The organism is Fimbriimonas ginsengisoli Gsoil 348, from assembly GCF_000724625.1.
In the GTDB taxonomy this organism is placed as follows: domain Bacteria; phylum Armatimonadota; class Fimbriimonadia; order Fimbriimonadales; family Fimbriimonadaceae; genus Fimbriimonas; species Fimbriimonas ginsengisoli.
In genome coordinates this window covers 4,046,941-4,063,267 of the sequence record NZ_CP007139.1, presented here as the reverse complement: position 1 = coordinate 4,063,267, position 16,327 = coordinate 4,046,941, and the positions used below count along the sequence as shown (strand labels likewise).

Genomic DNA, 16,327 nt, shown 5'->3' with positions numbered 1-16,327 from the left:
GAGATCCGTGAATGAACGGCGGGTGAACAATCGATGAAACTTAAGGCTGGATGTGCAGCGTCTTCTCGTGCGTGTAAAGCGCGCTCCCTTTGGCGGCGCCGCGCGGTTTGCGGACATATTTGCGAAGCGTGTAGTCCACCGGGATATACCCGCCGTGCTTGCTCGGCGAGTGCTGGACGGCGACCTTAGCGGCGAACTCGAGCGTTTCGCGCTGAACCCGGTCCGGTTGCTTTCGGGTGACGACCACAACGTGCGCCGAGGTGTTGCCGCGGATGTGCAGCCACCAGTCGTCCGGCTTCGCCACCCGTAACGTAAGGTAGTCGTTCGCCTCCGCATTCTCGCCGTACAGGACCGTCCAGCCGCCCGGACCGACGAGCTCACGTATCCGGTGTCCCTCGTACGGCCGGTCCTCTTTGACCGTCGTCTGAGTGGTTTGCTGAATCAGCCAGCGCTTCCCGCGAGCTTCCTCTTGCAGCGCCCGCATTTCGTCGAGCCGGACCGCCGACTCGACTCGGACGATCAGCGCTTCGAGAGCGGCGCGGTCCGCATCCAGACGCCCGATCTGATCGCGCACGATCCCCATGCTTCCCTTCGCCTTCTTGGCTCGCTCGAAATACCGGTTGGCATTTTCCTTGAAATCGAGCTCGGAGTCGACTCGGATTTGAACCTCGTTCCCGTCATAGTCCCAAGCCGCCACTGAGGTTGCGCCCTCGACGATGACTGGCCGGTAGGCAAGAAGGAGCTCCCCGAAGCGCTGCCATCGGCCCGCTTTCTCGCCCGCCTGCAGCGCCTGGTCGAGGTCGAACAGAGCCGTTTCCCGCGCGAGAAGGACTCGGCGAAGCTGGGTCAGCAGGCCGGTGCGCAGTTGGTCCGCTTCGTAACTGGGTATCGCCTGGGAGTAGTGCTGCTCCAAGGCGATCGAGATCGACTGCCGGGGAAACTCGGGCAGATTTAGGGCGGCCACGCTCGACGGATATGCGCCATGCCCCGGCGAAAGAACGGGGCGGCCCAGCTCCGGTGGATGACCCAGGGCTTCCGTCAGCTTTCGGTAGAACGGCGAAGGCTTGAGGTCCTCGCCCCCAATGAGTACCGGTGGCCACTGATAGGGGACGCCAGGCTGAATCAGCCGGAAGCTCTTCCCTTTCCCCACCCACTTCGCGGCGGCGAATACCCGCCCGCCAGGCTCCACCAGGATCAGGTTCGAGTGCTTCCCCATCAGCTCCGCCACGAACAGATAAGTGCCGGTTTCAGTCTCGAAGCGAAGCTCGAGCACCCGGTCTCCCTGTATCTGCCGGACGTCGATCAAGGTACCGCCCTCGATTCGAGACCTCAGAGCCGCCACGAAGGCCGGAGGGTTTGGCAGTGTGGATGGCCGCTTCGTAATAAAGTGAGCCCGCGCGAACATCGGATCGCAGCTCAACAACAGCATTGCCTCGCCGCGAGAGTAAAGCGCGATGGCGATGTCCGTCTCGTTCGGTTGCCGGATTCCCTGGACCTTGCCGCCAACATACGCCCCAAGCTCGGCGACAACCGCGCTCAGGGTGAAACTGTCGTACGGAATCCGAACCGACGCCATACCCCGTTGTACCTGCCCAACCCTTTGGCGAAGCCTTCGGCCAGGCCCGGCGTCTGAGCCTATGAGGATTTATCATGCTTGTACTCCCCTTGCTTATCGCCACTCTCGCGCATCAGCGTGAAGCTGCCCAGCCGACCGAAATCGTTCTCAACCCGACCGTCGCCGAGGTCGCCGTCTTCAAACCGGGCCTGGTGTACGTCGTACGAGAGGCGACGGTGCCGGCCGGTCTCCACCAATGCCGGTTGAACCGGGTGCCGCAGGCGATGGACGGAACGATGTGGTACTCCTCGCCGGACGGAGCCAAGCTCAGCGAGATCCAGACGACGCTCGATCTCCAAAGTCCCGCCGGGAAACGAGACTTGGTTTCGATTCCGCAAATCCTCGCCGCTTCCGTGGGACGAACCATCGAGTTCACGCTTAAGGGCGAACGGGTCTTAGCGGACCATCGAATCATAAAGGGGAAAGTGATCAGCATCGACCCGCAGGGAACGGTGACCGTCCGGCTCCCCAACGGCCATCTCCGCCCAATCACCCTGTACGAAATCATCGAGATAGATGGGACCGGACTGCCCACGCAAGTCGATCGGCAGGTTCCGAAAGTCGCTCTACGCTTTCGAGTTGAGGCGAGTCAGCCAAGCCGGATTCGAATTGTGAGCCTGGAAACCGGAGCCGCGTGGGTGGCAAATTACCGCCTGGACGTGGCCGGCGATTCCGGACACTTGGAGAGCGCCGCCCAATTAGGGCTTGCGGGGCTTTCGTTGAAGGGAACTCACGTTCGCCTCGTCAGCGGCCTGCCAAACCTTAAACCGAGCACGCGCCTCGACATGTCGGCCGGTTCGGGCTCCTTGAGCTCGTTCTTAGATAACCAGAGCGGATCGATGGCGCAGACCGCCATCGATCCGTACGACCTTGCCGAGCGGATGATCCGCAGCGCAAGCGCGCCTGTCTTCACCCCTCAGTACGGCGGAGGCGGTGGATTCGGAGGTGGAGGAATCGGAGGCGGCGGACAAGGGCCCGTTCCGAATGGAGTGGACTTCATCTCTTACGATCCGTCCGACAACTCGCTTGTCGTCAAGAACGACTCCAACGTTCCCCAATTCCTCCGCACCGCGATCAGCGCGGCCAGGGTCGAGGACCTTCACACGTACGAATACGGGACGGTCACGCTCCCTCCCGGCGGCCGGATAACGCGCATCCTGTCGGACCAGGACGTTCCGCTGACCACCATCTACCGATGGAGCGTCAGCCCCGCCACCAACTTCGAGCATGTATTGCGCCTGCATAACAGCTCGAAAGCGGGTTGGCCCAACGGGCTTATCTTTTTGCAGAACAACGGAATTCCGCTCGCCCAGGTGGAAATGCCCTTCACGGCTCCCGACCAAGACGCGGACCTCGTTTTGGGCAATGCCGAAGATCTCCTGCACTCAGTGAACGTGCGCGAACTCGAGCGAAAGCCGATCGTCATTCCGAAACGCGACAATCCGATTTCCGTCTTGAGCGAGACGACGATCGAGGTCACGAATACCCGTCCGGAATCGGTCGAAACGGAGATCACCTACGACGTGATCGGCGCCGTCGCCGACGCCGCCGGCGCCACCGTCACGAAGATTCCCAAACTAGACCCGTTCAATCCGGAGAGTTACCTTACTTGGCATCTTCACTTGGCGGCCGGCGAGAGAAAGTCGATCGTCGTCAAGTTCTGGACTGTGGTTGCGTAAGCCTCTCGAACCGCTCGACATCCGCTTCGATCTGCCGGAGGCTTCCCTGCCAAAAGGCGGTCGAACGGATGTCGATCCCAAATCGATTCGCCAGCGTCGCCGCGTCGGCGAGACCGGTCGAGGAGAGCAGCTCGTCATACCGTGAGCGGAACGCGTCCGGATCTTGGCGGTAGATGGTGTAAAGGCCGAGCCCGAAGAGCAAGCCGAACATATACGGGAAGTTGTAGTAGCTCCGCCCGTAATAGTGGCTCTTCACGATCCACATGTAAGGGTGCAGGATCGCCGGGTCGAGGCCGTCCCCATACGTCGATCGCTGGGCGTCCAGCATCAGCTCGTTGAACTCGCGGGCGGAAAGCTCCCGCTCCGCGCGACGCTGGAAGACGCCGCTCTCGAATCGGAACCGGCTGGTGATGTCGACCACCACCTGCGTCGTTCCCTGCAGCGATGCATCCAAAACCGCAAGTTGTTCGGCCGGGCTCCCCTCGTTCAACACCGCCTCTCGGATGATCGTTTCGCAGAAGATGCTCGCGGTTTCGGCCAGGGTCATGGGTGTGGCGCGCTGGAGCTGGGTGCGAGGGGCGAGGCAAAGGTTGTGATAGGCGTGACCCAGCTCGTGGGCAAGGGTGCTCACCGACCCGAACGACGGTTTGAAGTTCATCAAGATCCGCGACTCGTCGCCGCGGATCGACATGCAGTACGCCCCGTCGCGCTTCCCGGCTCGCGGCTCGGCGTCGGTCCAACGCCCCGCGAACGATCGAGCCGCGAAGTCGGCCATCCGGTCGGAATAGGTACGGAACGCATCCTCCACGAAGCTCGCGGCCTCGTCGAACTGCCACTTCCGCTTCTCTTCCCCGAGCGGCGCGAACAGGTCGTACCAGGCAAGTTGCTCCGTGCCGAACATCCGGGCCTTGGCGCGGAGGTACCGACGGAAGACCGGGAACGACCGGTCCGCGGCCTCCATCATCGCTTCGAGAGTCGCCCGGTCGATATTGCTCGCGTCGCAAGCCTCGTCCAACGCGGAGCCCCATCCCCGGCGCCGGCTGAGCAGCCCGATTTCACCTTTGATGGAGTTGAGCGCGGCCGACATCGGCACTTCCACCGTCTGCCAGCCGGCAAGCTCCGCCTCATAGGCGATCCGACGCGTCTCGCGGTCGGCGTCGTAGGCCAGCGACCGGACCACCGACATCGGAAGCCGCTCGGGCTGGTTGGGCAGGTCGATCGGTACCGCGAGCTGGCTCGTAACATTGCCGTGCAGCCGCCCCCAAGCTACGGTTCCGGTTAGCTCCAAATCGGAAACCAGCGCCTCTTCCGCCGGCGAAAGCATGTGCTGAGCGGAGGTCTTCGCCTTTTCGATGGCGTAGGCATGGTCGCGCGCGACTTGGCTCAGTGCCTTTAGCTCGTCGATATCGAGGGAGCCGACCCAGGCGGTGTATCGCTTCGAGAGCTTGCGTAGCCGGGCCAGTTGCGGGTCCATTTGGCTGGAACGGGCGAGCGCCTCTTCGTTTCGCGAATCGGTCGTTACAAACGCGTGGACGTAGGCGTTCACCGTTCGAAGCCGCTCGGTAAGCGAATTGAACCGCCCCACCACTTCGTCGAAAATCGACGCGGTTTCGGCATCGACGTCGCCGGCTTCCCTTGCCGCGATATTCTCTTTGTCGAACAAAGCTTCTAAGTCGTCGATCGAACGTACGACATCGCTAAAAGCAGCTTCGAACTCGGGCGAATTGAGACTGGGGAATACGATCTCCATGTCCCAACGCGGCATCGCGGTAGTGACCATTGCCCAAGTCTGAACGATACCGACTGGCGGTTGTGTAATCTGTACATGAACCCCAATGAAGACCCACCTCGACGAAGTCGATGTCCAAATCCTCGCAACGCTGCAGGACGACGGCCGGATCACCAATGCCGACCTCGCTAAGCGTGTCGGCCTCTCCCCACCTTCGGTCCTTCAGCGAGTTCGAACGCTAGAAAAGGCCGGCCTCATCCGTGGTTACCATGCGATTTTGGACCACGAGCGGCTTGGGCTGCGAATCACGGCGTTAGTGATGATCCAGCTCTCGCTCCACCAAGAACAACCGATCGAGCGATTCCGCCGAAGCATCCAGGACATCCCCGAGATCACGGAGTGCTATCACGTTAGTGGCGACTTCGACTTCCTAGTCAAAGTCATCGTCCGCGATATGCGATCGTATGAAGTGTTTCTTCGCGAGAAGCTCTCGAAGATCAAAGGGATCGGCAAAATCACGACGAACTTCGTTCTTGCGACAAACAAGATGACGACGCAGATTCCGATCTGAGGGAAGGGCTTTTGGGCTCCAGGTCTCGAAGGGCTCGGTCGTGGGCTCTTCGGCTTAGTAAGTTGCGGCTTGTTGGCCACAATACTACGAGCCTCCAGAGCCTTGGAGCCCCTCAAGCCTGCCCATGAACCATCCTGGTATCTACGACAATATCCTGCAAGCAATCGGTCAGACACCGATGGTTCGCCTGAACAAGGTCGGCGCGGAGTACCCGGTCGAGATCCTCGCCAAGTGCGAGTTCCTCAATCCGGGGGGCTCGGTCAAGGAGCGGGTCGCCTACCGAATGGTGGAGGAGGCAGAGCGGCAGGGCCGGCTCAAGCCGGGCGACACTCTGATCGAGGCGACCAGCGGCAATACCGGGATCGGCCTCGCCATGGCCTGCGCGATCAAGGGGTACCGACTCATCATCACCCTGCCGGAGAAGATGAGCCGCGAAAAACAGCTCGCGATGGAAGCGCTCGGCGCGGAGATCGTCCGTACGCCCACCGGGGCAGCTCACGACAGTCCTGATTCGAACTTCGCCGTCGCCGAGCGGCTCTGTAAAGAGATTCCGAACGCCCACATCCTGGACCAGTGGACGAATCCGGCCAATCCGGACTCTCACTATTACGGAACCGCCGAAGAGATCTTGGAGCAAACCGGTGGCAAGTTCGACTATTTCGTTTGCGGCGTCGGCACCGGCGGCACCATCACCGGCGTCGCGCGCCGACTCCGCGAAGCCGCCCCGAACGTTAAAATCATCGGCGTCGACCCGGAAGGTTCCATCATCGGCGGCGGCGAGCCGGGCGGTCCCTACATTGTGGAAGGGATCGGCTACGACTTCATTCCCGCGATCCTCGACCAGACCCTCGTCGACGAGTACATCAAGACGAACGACCCGGTCTCCCTCAAGCTCGCCCTGCGGCTCATCCGAGAGGAAGGGATGCTGGTGGGCGGAAGCAGCGGATCGGCCATGCAAGGCGCTCTCGAGATCGCGAAGCGGTGCAAAGGGGGCGAGCGGATCGTCGTAATTCTCCCGGACAATGTCCGCAACTACATGAGTAAGTTCCTCGATCCGGTCTGGCGCGCGGAGAGAGGTTTGGGCTTTTAGCGCTACACTCTGGCTAGATTGGCTCCGGCCATCGCACAATGAGGTGCACTAAATGGTCCATTCACGCGTTGATGAAATGATCCGTATGCTCGACGAGGCCGTCGAGCGGCAAGAGGTCCACGGCTGTTGTACCGCCGTCAAGAAAACCCTTGAGCACATCGTAAATTCCGGCGAAGATTTTATTCCCGCCGAATACTTGCAGACCGCGCCCGACCGTTACGCGCGGCGGCTCCTCCACCTCGACCCGCGCCAGCGCTATTCGGTGCTCGTTATGGTTTGGGACAAGGACCAGGGCACTTCCCTCCACGACCACGCCGGAATGTGGTGCGTCGAGTGCGTCTACCGCGGCAGGATCAAGGTGACCTCCTACTCCTGCACCGGGATCAACGAAGGGCTCCACCAGTTCACTCCCGAGCTAGAGGTTTTCGCCTCTCCCGGCGAAGCCGGCGCGCTCATCCCCCCGTTCGACCACCACACGCTCGCCAACGCCGACGCCACTCCTGCCGTGACACTACACGTCTACGGCGGTGAAATGCGCTGGTGCGACGCCTTCGTCCCCGTCGAAGGCGGGTACCAGATGGTCAAGCGCGAGCTCGCCTACACTCAATAGCAAGCTCCGGAGCCCCCTCTCCCTCCTCGGGATGTATGACGACGAGCGAGAGGGGCTTGGGATGAGGGAGTCCGTCGGCCCCTACGGCGAAGCCGTGTAGCCGGCACCTACGTGTGCCGCCCGGTGTACCGAAGGTACACCGGAATCATCGGCGCGGACGCCGACGCTACCGGTTCTAGTCACTCCAGCAACCGCACCAGCTCCGGTTTCCCGCCGGCGAGATCGAGGGCCGTCCGCCCTTGCGGATCTTTGGCAGCACGATCTGCGCCATGGGAGACCAGAATCGAGACCGAGCCCGCCTGGCCCTCCGCCACCGCCACGTGAAGCGCCGTTCCACCCCGCCACTTGGCGTCCACCCGGTCGGGATTCTTCTCAAGGAGCCGAACGAGAAAGTGCTCCAACCCCCATGAGGCGGTGACGACGACTCCAAAGTCGCGCGGAAGCGTGCCGTAAGAGTTATCCCGCAGTTCGTCCGAGCCCCCCGCCGCCCGTACCAGGTCGGCCACGGCCGGATGGGCGGAGGCCTCCGCCCAGTGGAGGCAGGTCGCGCCTAGGTACCCCCGGAAGTTGGGATCCGCGCCGTGGTCGAGTAGCCACCGCGCAACCTCCAGCCGCCCCTGACGAGCGGCCATATACAGGGCGTCGCTTAGCTGATCCGCGTCGGTCTCCGGCGGGCGAGGAAGGCGGCTTCCGTCCTCCGCGAAACGGCTGCTGCCGGTTTGCGATGGATTGGGACGAAGCGAATCCCCATCCCAGAACCGCTTTACCAGCTCCAGATCGCCGATCCCAGCCGCGCAAAAGAGGTCGACCTCATCCCCAAGCCGCACGAGTTCGCGAACGAAATCGAACGAGCCGACGGTGACGGCCCATGAAAGAGCGGTGTGCGCCGAATATCCATACCGGCGAGAACGATCGACGCCACAGCGCACCAACGGTTCCACCAGGCTGGGCCGGTTGAATTCAGCCGCGACGTGGAGCGCCGTTCGTCCCTCCTCGTCGATCCGCTTTACAAGCTCCGGGGCGCAGGCAAGGTCGCGTTTGACTTCCTCGACATTTCCGTCTCGGACGGAGGCAAAGAAGTGAGGCGCCGACTGTTCGAGTATGGCCGCCTTAAGCTTTGGCCAACTTTCAAATCCAAGCGAGCGGGCGAGCGCGTGTTGTACGTCGGTGAGCCGCAACGAAGGCTTGGCGAGCGACTCTGGATGATGATCGCGAAGCGATGCGAGCGCTTCGGGCTCGCCTCTCCGCGCGGCAGCGGCGAGATCTTTGGCTTGACGGCGATACTGCTCCAAGCAGGGCCGATCGGGTAGCGACGACATGTTAAACCTCCATGCTTTCGCCTGTGGTCCGCCGAACAGGCAGCACGTTGGTCGACGATTTACGTGCCATTAGATCGAGTGGGCGCTGCCCTTTCCGCGGACCTGGAGGCGCCTCGAAGCGCCTTCTTTCCCATCCTAACACAGCAAGGTCGCATAAAAAGGGGCTACGGCCGAAAAACCGGTAAGCGGCACAATGCCTCTATCGACCGTTCTTCGCGCATGAGTAATCAGATCCTCTGTTTTAGGTTCCTGGGGGCGGGTACGGTGAACGGGTCGTGAACACCCTGGGTCGCCATCGCCCGTCAGAGCGTCGCCGTCGGGCCGTGGGGCAATCGCTCTTGCTCGCGTCGCTGTTCGTATGGCTCGGAACGACCTCGCTTCTCTACCAGCTCAGCACCAAGGGCGACCCGATGCTCCTTCCCTGGGCCGCTCTGGGTGGGATCGCCGCCGGGATGCTCGGAACCGCGCGGGCTCTGCCAGATGCGAACCTGAGGGCCGACGGCTGGATCGTGTTCCGGATGCTGACCACTTTCGTCGGCTCGGCCGCCTGGCTATTCATCCTTCACGACCTGTATCAACACTCCGACGTGGAGCCTTCCTGGATGAGCTTCTTCCTCGCCGTGTTGGTCTACACCATTGCGCGCGATGTCCTTCAGACCTTCGCCACCGGCGGGATCGCGAAGTTCGAAGAGCGGCAGCGAGAAGCTCGCCGCTCGGTCCAGCGGGCAAAAGTGCTCGCCCTCGCCGCCGAGCGATCGAAACAGCCTCACCCGCAAGCCCAAGTTTTCCACCTCCCTGCCGCGTCGCCGGCCTCGCAGCCCGCGCCCTCTCCATCGCCTCAACTCCAGGGCCGTTGAAGATTGGAGCCGCTTTCGCGGCGGTTTAAGGCCCCTTCATCTCACCTGCCCGTGGCCCACGGTCCTTCACAAATTGGGATTACGTTTATCTTGCCCGTAGCCCGGGGATTTATCCCCGGAGGGGCCTTGAACCGGGGATAAATCCCCGGGCTACGGGCGGGCGAAGATAGCCAGCCTATTTCGTCAATGACCATAAATCCCCGAGCCAGCAGTCCTCGGAGCAAGCAAAGATGGCAGTCCGGAGATGTCATTCGACCCGTGGCACCGCCACCGGCTCGTCTAAAATGGGGAATGGATCTTCCCATGCGGTTCGAGACAAAGGTCATTCATGCGGGCGTACAGCCCGATGCGCAAACCGGCGCGGTAATGACCCCGATCTACCAAACCAGCACGTATGCCCAGGCCTCCCCCGGCGAGCATCGGGGATATGAGTACTCGCGAACCGACAATCCAACCCGAACCGTTCTTCAAGCCCAACTTGCGGACTTGGAAAGCGCCGAAAAGGCACTCGTCTTCTCCTCCGGACTCGCTTCGATCGACGCCGTCGTGAACCTTCTGAAAGCCGGCGATCACATCGTGGCCGGCGACGACCTTTACGGCGGAACGCGCCGCCTCTTTACCAAGGTCGCCGCTAACCGAGGCATCGAATTCTCCTTCGTCGACATTGGCAACGAGGCCGCTCTTCGGGCCGAAATGCTCCCGAACACAAAATTGGTCTGGTTCGAATCGCCGACGAATCCGATGATGATCGTCACCGACATCTCCATGGTCGCCGACGTCGCTCGGCGGCATGGGGCGCTCTGCGCCGTCGACAACACCTTCATGTCCCCTTACTTCCAGCGGCCGCTGGAGCTCGGCGTCGACATTTCGATGCACTCGATCACCAAGTACCTGAATGGCCACAGCGACGTCGTCATGGGCGCGCTGATGTTTAACGACCGGCCCCTGGATGATGGTGAAACCCTCTATTCTAGATTGAAGTTCCTCCAGAACTCGATCGGCGCCACCCCCGGGCCATTCGACAGCTTTTTGGTTCTGCGCGGGCTCAAGACCCTTGCCGTCCGTATGCAGCGGCATGCGGACAACGCGATGAAAATCGCGGAGTACCTGGAGCTTCACCCGAAGGTGGAGCGCGTTCTCTATCCGGGCCTCGCCTCCCATCCCCAATACGAGATCGCGAAGCGCCAAGCCTCTGGTTTTAGCGGCATGATGACCTTCCTCCTTCGTAGCGACCTTGCCGGAACCCGAAGATTCCTAGAAGCGGTGCGGCTCTTTACCCTCGCGGAGTCGCTCGGCGGCGTAGAGAGCCTCATCGAGCACCCCGCCACCATGACCCACGCTTCGGTGCCCGCCGAGGTGAGAAAGCAAATCGGGATCCTCGACAACCTCATTCGGGTCTCGGTCGGTATCGAAGCGGTCGACGATCTGCTCGCCGACCTGGATAAGGCCCTAGCCGCCGTATAGGTCGACCGAACCGCGGAGACCTACCGGCGGCCTAAGGAGCTATGAACCCGACCGGAAACCCTGTTCTCTACATCCTAGCCGTCGTTTTCGTCGGCATCATGGTTCTGTTCGGGTTGTCGCTTCTCTTCGTCAAAGCGGAAAACATCGAGCGGAACCTCCTCGTCGGCGTCCTCACATTGCTCTGTGCGGGAATCGCCGGGGTCATGCTGGCCGAATTGCCGGTCGCCTCTCAAACTGGGGCGGTCCTGACCTCGATCACACTCGTGAGCATCTTTGGATACGTGGTCGGGCGCATTATCGACTATTTCCTGGGACCGGTGGAGGAATCGGAAGAGGACATAAAGCACCCTACTCTGGGCGCCGACTTGGCCGACTAACCGCTGACGCTCGAAATCGGAACGTTGCGCGTCAGCGTCGACTCGCGGTCCGCGATCTTGACCCACTCTTCCGGGGGGACGAGCTGGAACGCGCGGAGCATTGCCGGATCGTAGATCGTCCCGCTCCCAAGCGTCAACTGCTTGGTCACATCCTCGATCGGCATCGGGCCGCTGTAGGGTCGCGCGCTAAGCATCGCCTCCAGGCCGTCCACCACAGAAAAGATCCTGGCCACCAAGGGGATATCCGTACCGCGAAGACCCGAGGGGTATCCGCGCCCGTCCCACCGCTCGTGGTGATTCCGAATCACGGCGAGCGCCATGTCGAGCGATGGGAACCGCTGCACGATTTGAGCCCCAAGCCGCGGATGCTCCCGGATGACCGCTTTCATCTCGATGTCAAGGTCGCCGGGATGCTTCAGGATATTCTCCGGCACGCCGATCTTTCCGATGTCGTGGAGCAGCGCCCCGTAAGCGAGGGACCGCAGCTCTTGGTGCGTCATCGTCGAGATCCCGCTGTCGATCACGCTTTGAGCCAGCCGCATGGCGTACCACATCACCCGTTCGCTGTGGTCGCGCGTTTCCACGTCCTTCAACTCCAACGTGCCGAGTAAACCGCCGGCGAGCTGGCTATCCGGTTCAATACCGAGCGCTTGAGGGTGGTTTCGAAGTCCAGCCGAAACGATCGCGGCCAGCCCCATCGGCTCATTCGGATCGTATTCGGTAGTCCCCTCGTTCAGAATGTCCAGGCTCAGACGCTGGCGATCCAGGTCGGAAACCGCGATCGCCCGGTTTCTCCCCCACCCTTTGGCGGCGTAAAGCGCCCGGTCCGCCTCGCTGACCAGGGTCTCGGCCGTCCACGACGGTTCCAGCGTGGCGACGCCAAGCGACATAGTGATCTTCCGCCGGATCCGAAGGCGGGTCGCCACCGAACGGCAAATTCGCTCCGCGACAAGCAGTGCCTCCGCACCGCCGAGATATGGCAGAACGACCGCGAACTCCTCGCCGCCGTACCGAGCCGGGTAGGCGTTCTCGCCGACCTCGTCCACGATGGTCGTCGCGATCTGCCGCAGTACTTCGTCGCCCGCGGGATGGCCGAACTCGTCGTTGTATCGCTTGAAGAAGTCGACGTCCGCCATGATCAGCGATAGCGGATGCCGATGCCGTTTGGCGGCATCGACTTCCAGCCGCAAGTGCTGCTGGAACGCCCGATGGTTCTCCAGCCCCGTCATTCCGTCGATCGTCACCAACTGCGCGAGCTGTGAGTTCGCCTCCGCCAAATCGTCGTTGTTCGTCGCCAGCCGCCCGAGCGCGTCTTTCAGGTCCTGGTTCGCCCGGCGGATCTCGCTCGATTTGGCGCTCAGCTCCCGGTAAGCCCCCTGAAGCTTGGTCAGCAGCATCGCGTTTTCCTTGATCGTCAAGATCTGCCGAATGACGAGTCCGACCGCCATCAGCGTAGCGACAAAGAACGTGGCGGCCTCGTACTGCTTCGCCGGCTTGTACGTATGGACGAAGATGATAAGGCCGAGGACCGCGGGAATAAGAGCGTAGGGGAGCACCGATAGCCAAGGCTGAACGGCGAGCGCCTCTTCAAGGTGTTCGGGAGCGGTTTCCTCTTCCGGGATATCTCGCATCCGAAGCAAGAAGATGAAGGCGGCGAGATTCGAAGCTGTGCAACTGATCGGCCAACCCATCTTGAAGAGGGTTCCCCCCGCCCCGTTCAGGTTGATCATGTTGTAGGCGTAGACCATATCGATGGTCACCACCGCCAGCAGACCCAGGCCGAAGATGCGGGCCGGGGCTCGGAATCTCGGATCGGATCCACGCCGAAGCATGTGAAATAGGCACAGCACCAGCAGAATGTCGCAGATCGGATAGACGACGGAAATGAAGCTCTTGAGACCCAGATTCGTCGCGCTCTCGCCATACGGGGCCACAAGGAAAACCCAGCTGTAGGCAAGCAGGCCGACCGCGGCGACCAGCAGGTCGAGCACGAACCGGAAGTTGCGCCCGAGCGGCTCGTACCTTGCCGGCCAAGCCAGAATCCCGATCATCAGGAGCGGATAGGTGCCGATCCAGGCAATGTCCGACCAAGCCGGGCTCCCCTCCGCGTGCAATCCGTACCGCTCCACGAAGTAGATCGCCTGCCCCGCGGCGTAAGCGATGGTTGCCCAACCGAGAATCGTGGGAACCGTCCGCTTTTTGCCGGCGATCGGCAAAAAGCAAAGGTGCACGGTGGCGAGCGGGATCACCAGAGCGAGCAGGTCGCAAACGACCGAGCGTTGAGTGCGGGTAAACGGCCCGAACTGGACCAGCAGCGCCATCGCCAGATTCGCGCCGAATCCAAAGGTCGCCCAAAACAAGATCGACTGCCGGGAAGTCCAGGCAGGATCGTTGGTCTTTAGTGCGAGCGATGGATGCACGGCGAATATCTGTGTCTCAGTTTAGAGAAATGAAATCACGTTATCGATGGCGTGTGGTGCGCAAAAGCCATGAGCTTAGGTGAATTTCGGTCTTACGAAGACGCTCAAGCTCAGCGGATGAATGGTCACCCTTAGCGGAAGCGTTTGAGGCACGTCGTCACCATCGATTTGTATCGGCACCTTTGGTCGACTATGGAGGGTGAATTCCCTTCCCTGACGATGAGTTACCACACGATCGCGGGTCAGGTTGCCTCCGAGCGCTCTTATTGCTAACCGGCAAGCATCGATCGAACTTAACCGATGAAGTATGACAACATCCAACAACCCATCGTCGGGCAGCACTTCGCGGCTGATTGCGTGGCCATTGCCCAGCCCCGCGGCATTTGCCACCACCATCGCCACCCCCTCCAATTGTTCCTTCGTACCATCTGGACGTTCTAAGACGAACACTGCGTTCGGCGTTCTCACCTCGCGAATCAACGTCAGGAGATAGGCCCAGGGACCAAGCCGCCGTTTTTCTCCCTCTTCGGTGGCGGTCACAAACCGCTCGGCCAGTCCGAGGCCGACCCCCAGCGCAAAAAAGCGGGTCCCGCATTGCCCGATGTCGATCCGTCTTATCGACCCCGCCATCGCGATTGCGAGCGCCTCGGAAGCGTCCTGAGGAACATCGAGCGCCCGCGCCACAAAGTTCGCCGTACCGGTCGGAACGATGGCAAGCGGAACATCGATCCGGTACCGCATGAGACCGTTGACTGCCTCCATCACGGTGCCATCCCCGCCAGCCACTATCAAGCCGTCGAACGAGTCTCGGTCAAGCGAACAAATCTTTTCGGACGCGCTCTCACCCTCGCCAACCTCGACCGGAAACCAGTCAGACCCACCCGATCGCATCGCCGCCTCGATGGCCGGGCGCACGTGCTCGTCCGCGCCTCCCGACCTCTCGTTCAACAAAACCGCCCATCGCCTCACGCAACTTGGCCCTGACACGGACAATGGGACCGCGCCGCCCAATTTCCGGTTCAGTTCGGCTAGAGCTAGGTCCTATCAGTGGGCGCGTGAACCACAAGGCAAAGGTCGTTCACGTTCGACCCGGTCGGACCGGTAAAGAGCAGACCGTCACACTGGAGCAGGTAACGAAAACTATCGTTGTTGACCAGCGCCTTACGCTGGTCGTTGCCGACCTCTTTGGCAAGCCGAAGCGAGTCCGTCTCCACGAGACCGCCTGCCGCCTCGGTTGGGCCGTCGGCCCCGTCGGTACCCGCAGCGAGAAACGCGGTGTCCGCCAGCTTCGCCACCGCGGGAGCCGCCGCCACCACCATTTCCTGACACCTGCCGCCGATTCCGCTCCCTCGAACGGTAACGGTGGTCTCGCCCCCGAAAATGAGGCAAAAGCGATCGCCCGGCCGAGCCTCCACATGCCGCTTTGCCAGCGCCACGATCCGTCGAGCCATCTCGCGCGCCTCTCCTTGCATCGGATCGCCGTAAGGAAGCGGATCGAGCCCGCGCGCCCTTGCCGCGTCGGCCGCCGCATGGACGGCGACCGACAAGCTTCCAATCACGTAATGGTCGACTCGCGGAACCTCGAATGTGACGAGATCCCGGGTGAGGACCTCGGCACGAACCGTCTCCGGCATCTGGTCCAGCAACGCATACGGAAACGGCCCCATGCGATTTGGCGAGACGAGAGGGCCCGAGCCGATCGTTGCGAGGTGGTTTCCGATCACGTCCGAGAGCACCAGGGCTACCACCTTCGCCTTGCGGAAAGCGTGAGCCAGCCCCCCGGCCTTGATGCGTGAGACGCGCGACCTAATCGCGTTGAGCTGCGCGATATCCGCCCCCGAAGCCAACAGCCGCTCATTGGTGGCCCGCAGATCCTCCAGCGTAACCGAACCGTTCGGCGCCTCCATCAGCGCCGAAGCGCCGCCGGAAAGTAGGAAGAGCACGAAATCGTCGGGGCCACACTGTTCGGCGAGCTCCAGAATGCGCCGCCCGGACACCAGCGACCCCTCATCAGGCACCGGATGCCCCGCTTCCAACAATTCGAGCCCACTAACCGGCTCTCCGTACCCTGGTTTGGTGACTACCAAGCCGCCATCTAGACGGGAGCCAAGAAGGTCCGCCGCTTCCCGCGCCATCGGCGCGGCCGCCTTGCCCACCGCAACGATCTGTACGCGACGAAATTCCGATAGATCGTACGGGTGCCCCTGGATCATCAGGAGACCGGCTTCGTACTGGAGCGAAGCACGCACCAATCGATCGGCGCGAACCTGCTCGAGCACATCGCCGTAAATCTCTACGGCAAGCTGCCCGGCGGAGCTCCGAGGAGTGGCACGAACGGTCATCCTCTCGGGGCGACCGGGTCCATAAGATCCACCTCGAGCATGGCTCGCTGGACCTCCGCCATCTTGCGGGCGCGATCACGCATTTGGCGAAGCGCTGCCTCGACGATCGCTGACTCGTCCGCGAATTTGCCGGTAGCGGCCTGGTCCCGAACGAACCGCTCAATCTCCTCCGAGAGATGGACCTGCATCCTCATATTTATACAACTCCCCGACGTAAAAGCGGTTAAGTTAACCATCGATCTCGAAAGATCGGA

14 protein-coding genes are annotated in these 16,327 nt (G+C 61.8%); 7 read left to right on the top strand and 7 right to left on the bottom strand.

Annotated features, from left to right (window positions below; all coding sequences use genetic code 11):
- Window positions 1–40 precede the first annotated feature (40 nt).
- The gene (locus OP10G_RS18130) at window positions 41–1,576 is read right to left on the bottom strand and encodes an Rqc2 family fibronectin-binding protein (protein WP_025229023.1); all 1,536 of its coding nucleotides are present in this window, start codon (window positions 1,574–1,576) and stop codon (window positions 41–43) included.
- 74 nt (window positions 1,577–1,650) lie between these two features.
- On the opposite strand from OP10G_RS18130, the gene OP10G_RS18125 reads away from it, so the two are divergent.
- A complete protein-coding gene (locus OP10G_RS18125; protein ID WP_025229024.1) occupies window positions 1,651–3,294 on the top strand; it encodes a hypothetical protein in 1,644 nt (547 codons plus the stop codon).
- Here OP10G_RS18125 and OP10G_RS18120 read toward each other — a convergent pair.
- Entirely contained in the window at window positions 3,269–5,074 is a 1,806-nt protein-coding gene (locus OP10G_RS18120; protein WP_025229025.1) for a M3 family oligoendopeptidase, read from the bottom strand. The genes OP10G_RS18125 and OP10G_RS18120 overlap by 26 nt on opposite strands.
- Window positions 5,075–5,129: 55 nt before the next feature.
- On the opposite strand from OP10G_RS18120, the gene OP10G_RS18115 reads away from it, so the two are divergent.
- From OP10G_RS18115 to OP10G_RS18105, 3 genes are all read left to right on the top strand, one after another.
- Entirely contained in the window at window positions 5,130–5,594 is a 465-nt protein-coding gene (locus OP10G_RS18115) for an Lrp/AsnC family transcriptional regulator (RefSeq protein WP_025229026.1), read from the top strand.
- 124 nt (window positions 5,595–5,718) lie between these two features.
- Window positions 5,719–6,684 carry a pyridoxal-phosphate dependent enzyme gene (locus OP10G_RS18110; protein WP_038473345.1) on the top strand — a complete coding sequence of 322 codons (966 nt, stop codon included), beginning with the start codon at window positions 5,719–5,721 and terminating at the stop codon, window positions 6,682–6,684.
- Between the two features lie 85 nt (window positions 6,685–6,769).
- Complete coding sequence (locus OP10G_RS18105; RefSeq protein WP_025229028.1) at window positions 6,770–7,294, top strand: cysteine dioxygenase family protein; 525 nt, start codon at window positions 6,770–6,772, stop codon at window positions 7,292–7,294.
- Between the two features lie 179 nt (window positions 7,295–7,473).
- On the opposite strand, the gene OP10G_RS18100 is transcribed toward OP10G_RS18105, so the two are convergent.
- Window positions 7,474–8,613, bottom strand: coding sequence for an ankyrin repeat domain-containing protein (locus tag OP10G_RS18100; protein ID WP_025229029.1), 1,140 nt, complete (start codon window positions 8,611–8,613; stop codon window positions 7,474–7,476).
- A gap of 323 nt (window positions 8,614–8,936) precedes the next feature.
- Between OP10G_RS18100 and OP10G_RS18095 the strand changes: the two genes are divergently transcribed.
- From OP10G_RS18095 to OP10G_RS18085, 3 genes are all read left to right on the top strand, one after another.
- Window positions 8,937–9,470: a hypothetical protein gene (locus OP10G_RS18095; protein ID WP_038473342.1), complete on the top strand. Its 534-nt coding sequence runs from the start codon at window positions 8,937–8,939 to the stop codon at window positions 9,468–9,470.
- Between the two features lie 291 nt (window positions 9,471–9,761).
- Window positions 9,762–10,934, top strand: a complete 1,173-nt coding sequence (locus OP10G_RS18090) for a trans-sulfuration enzyme family protein (protein ID WP_038473339.1) — start codon at window positions 9,762–9,764, stop codon at window positions 10,932–10,934.
- Between the two features lie 41 nt (window positions 10,935–10,975).
- Window positions 10,976–11,311, top strand: a complete 336-nt coding sequence (locus tag OP10G_RS18085) for a hypothetical protein (RefSeq protein ID WP_025229032.1) — start codon at window positions 10,976–10,978, stop codon at window positions 11,309–11,311.
- Here the strand turns inward: OP10G_RS18085 and OP10G_RS18080 are convergent.
- From OP10G_RS18080 to OP10G_RS18065, 4 genes are all read right to left on the bottom strand, one after another.
- Window positions 11,308–13,731 carry a diguanylate cyclase gene (locus tag OP10G_RS18080; RefSeq protein WP_025229033.1) on the bottom strand — a complete coding sequence of 808 codons (2,424 nt, stop codon included), beginning with the start codon at window positions 13,729–13,731 and terminating at the stop codon, window positions 11,308–11,310. The two genes, OP10G_RS18085 and OP10G_RS18080, sit on opposite strands and share 4 nt — an antisense overlap.
- Before the next feature lie 75 nt (window positions 13,732–13,806).
- Entirely contained in the window at window positions 13,807–14,700 is an 894-nt protein-coding gene (locus tag OP10G_RS18075; RefSeq protein WP_227624968.1) for a diacylglycerol/lipid kinase family protein, read from the bottom strand.
- Between the two features lie 65 nt (window positions 14,701–14,765).
- Complete coding sequence (locus tag OP10G_RS18070) at window positions 14,766–16,073, bottom strand: glycerate kinase type-2 family protein (protein WP_025229035.1); 1,308 nt, start codon at window positions 16,071–16,073, stop codon at window positions 14,766–14,768.
- Window positions 16,070–16,261: a ribbon-helix-helix domain-containing protein gene (locus OP10G_RS18065; protein WP_144241237.1), complete on the bottom strand. Its 192-nt coding sequence runs from the start codon at window positions 16,259–16,261 to the stop codon at window positions 16,070–16,072. Before OP10G_RS18065 ends, OP10G_RS18070 begins: the two co-directional genes overlap by 4 nt.
- Window positions 16,262–16,327: the final 66 nt, after the last annotated feature.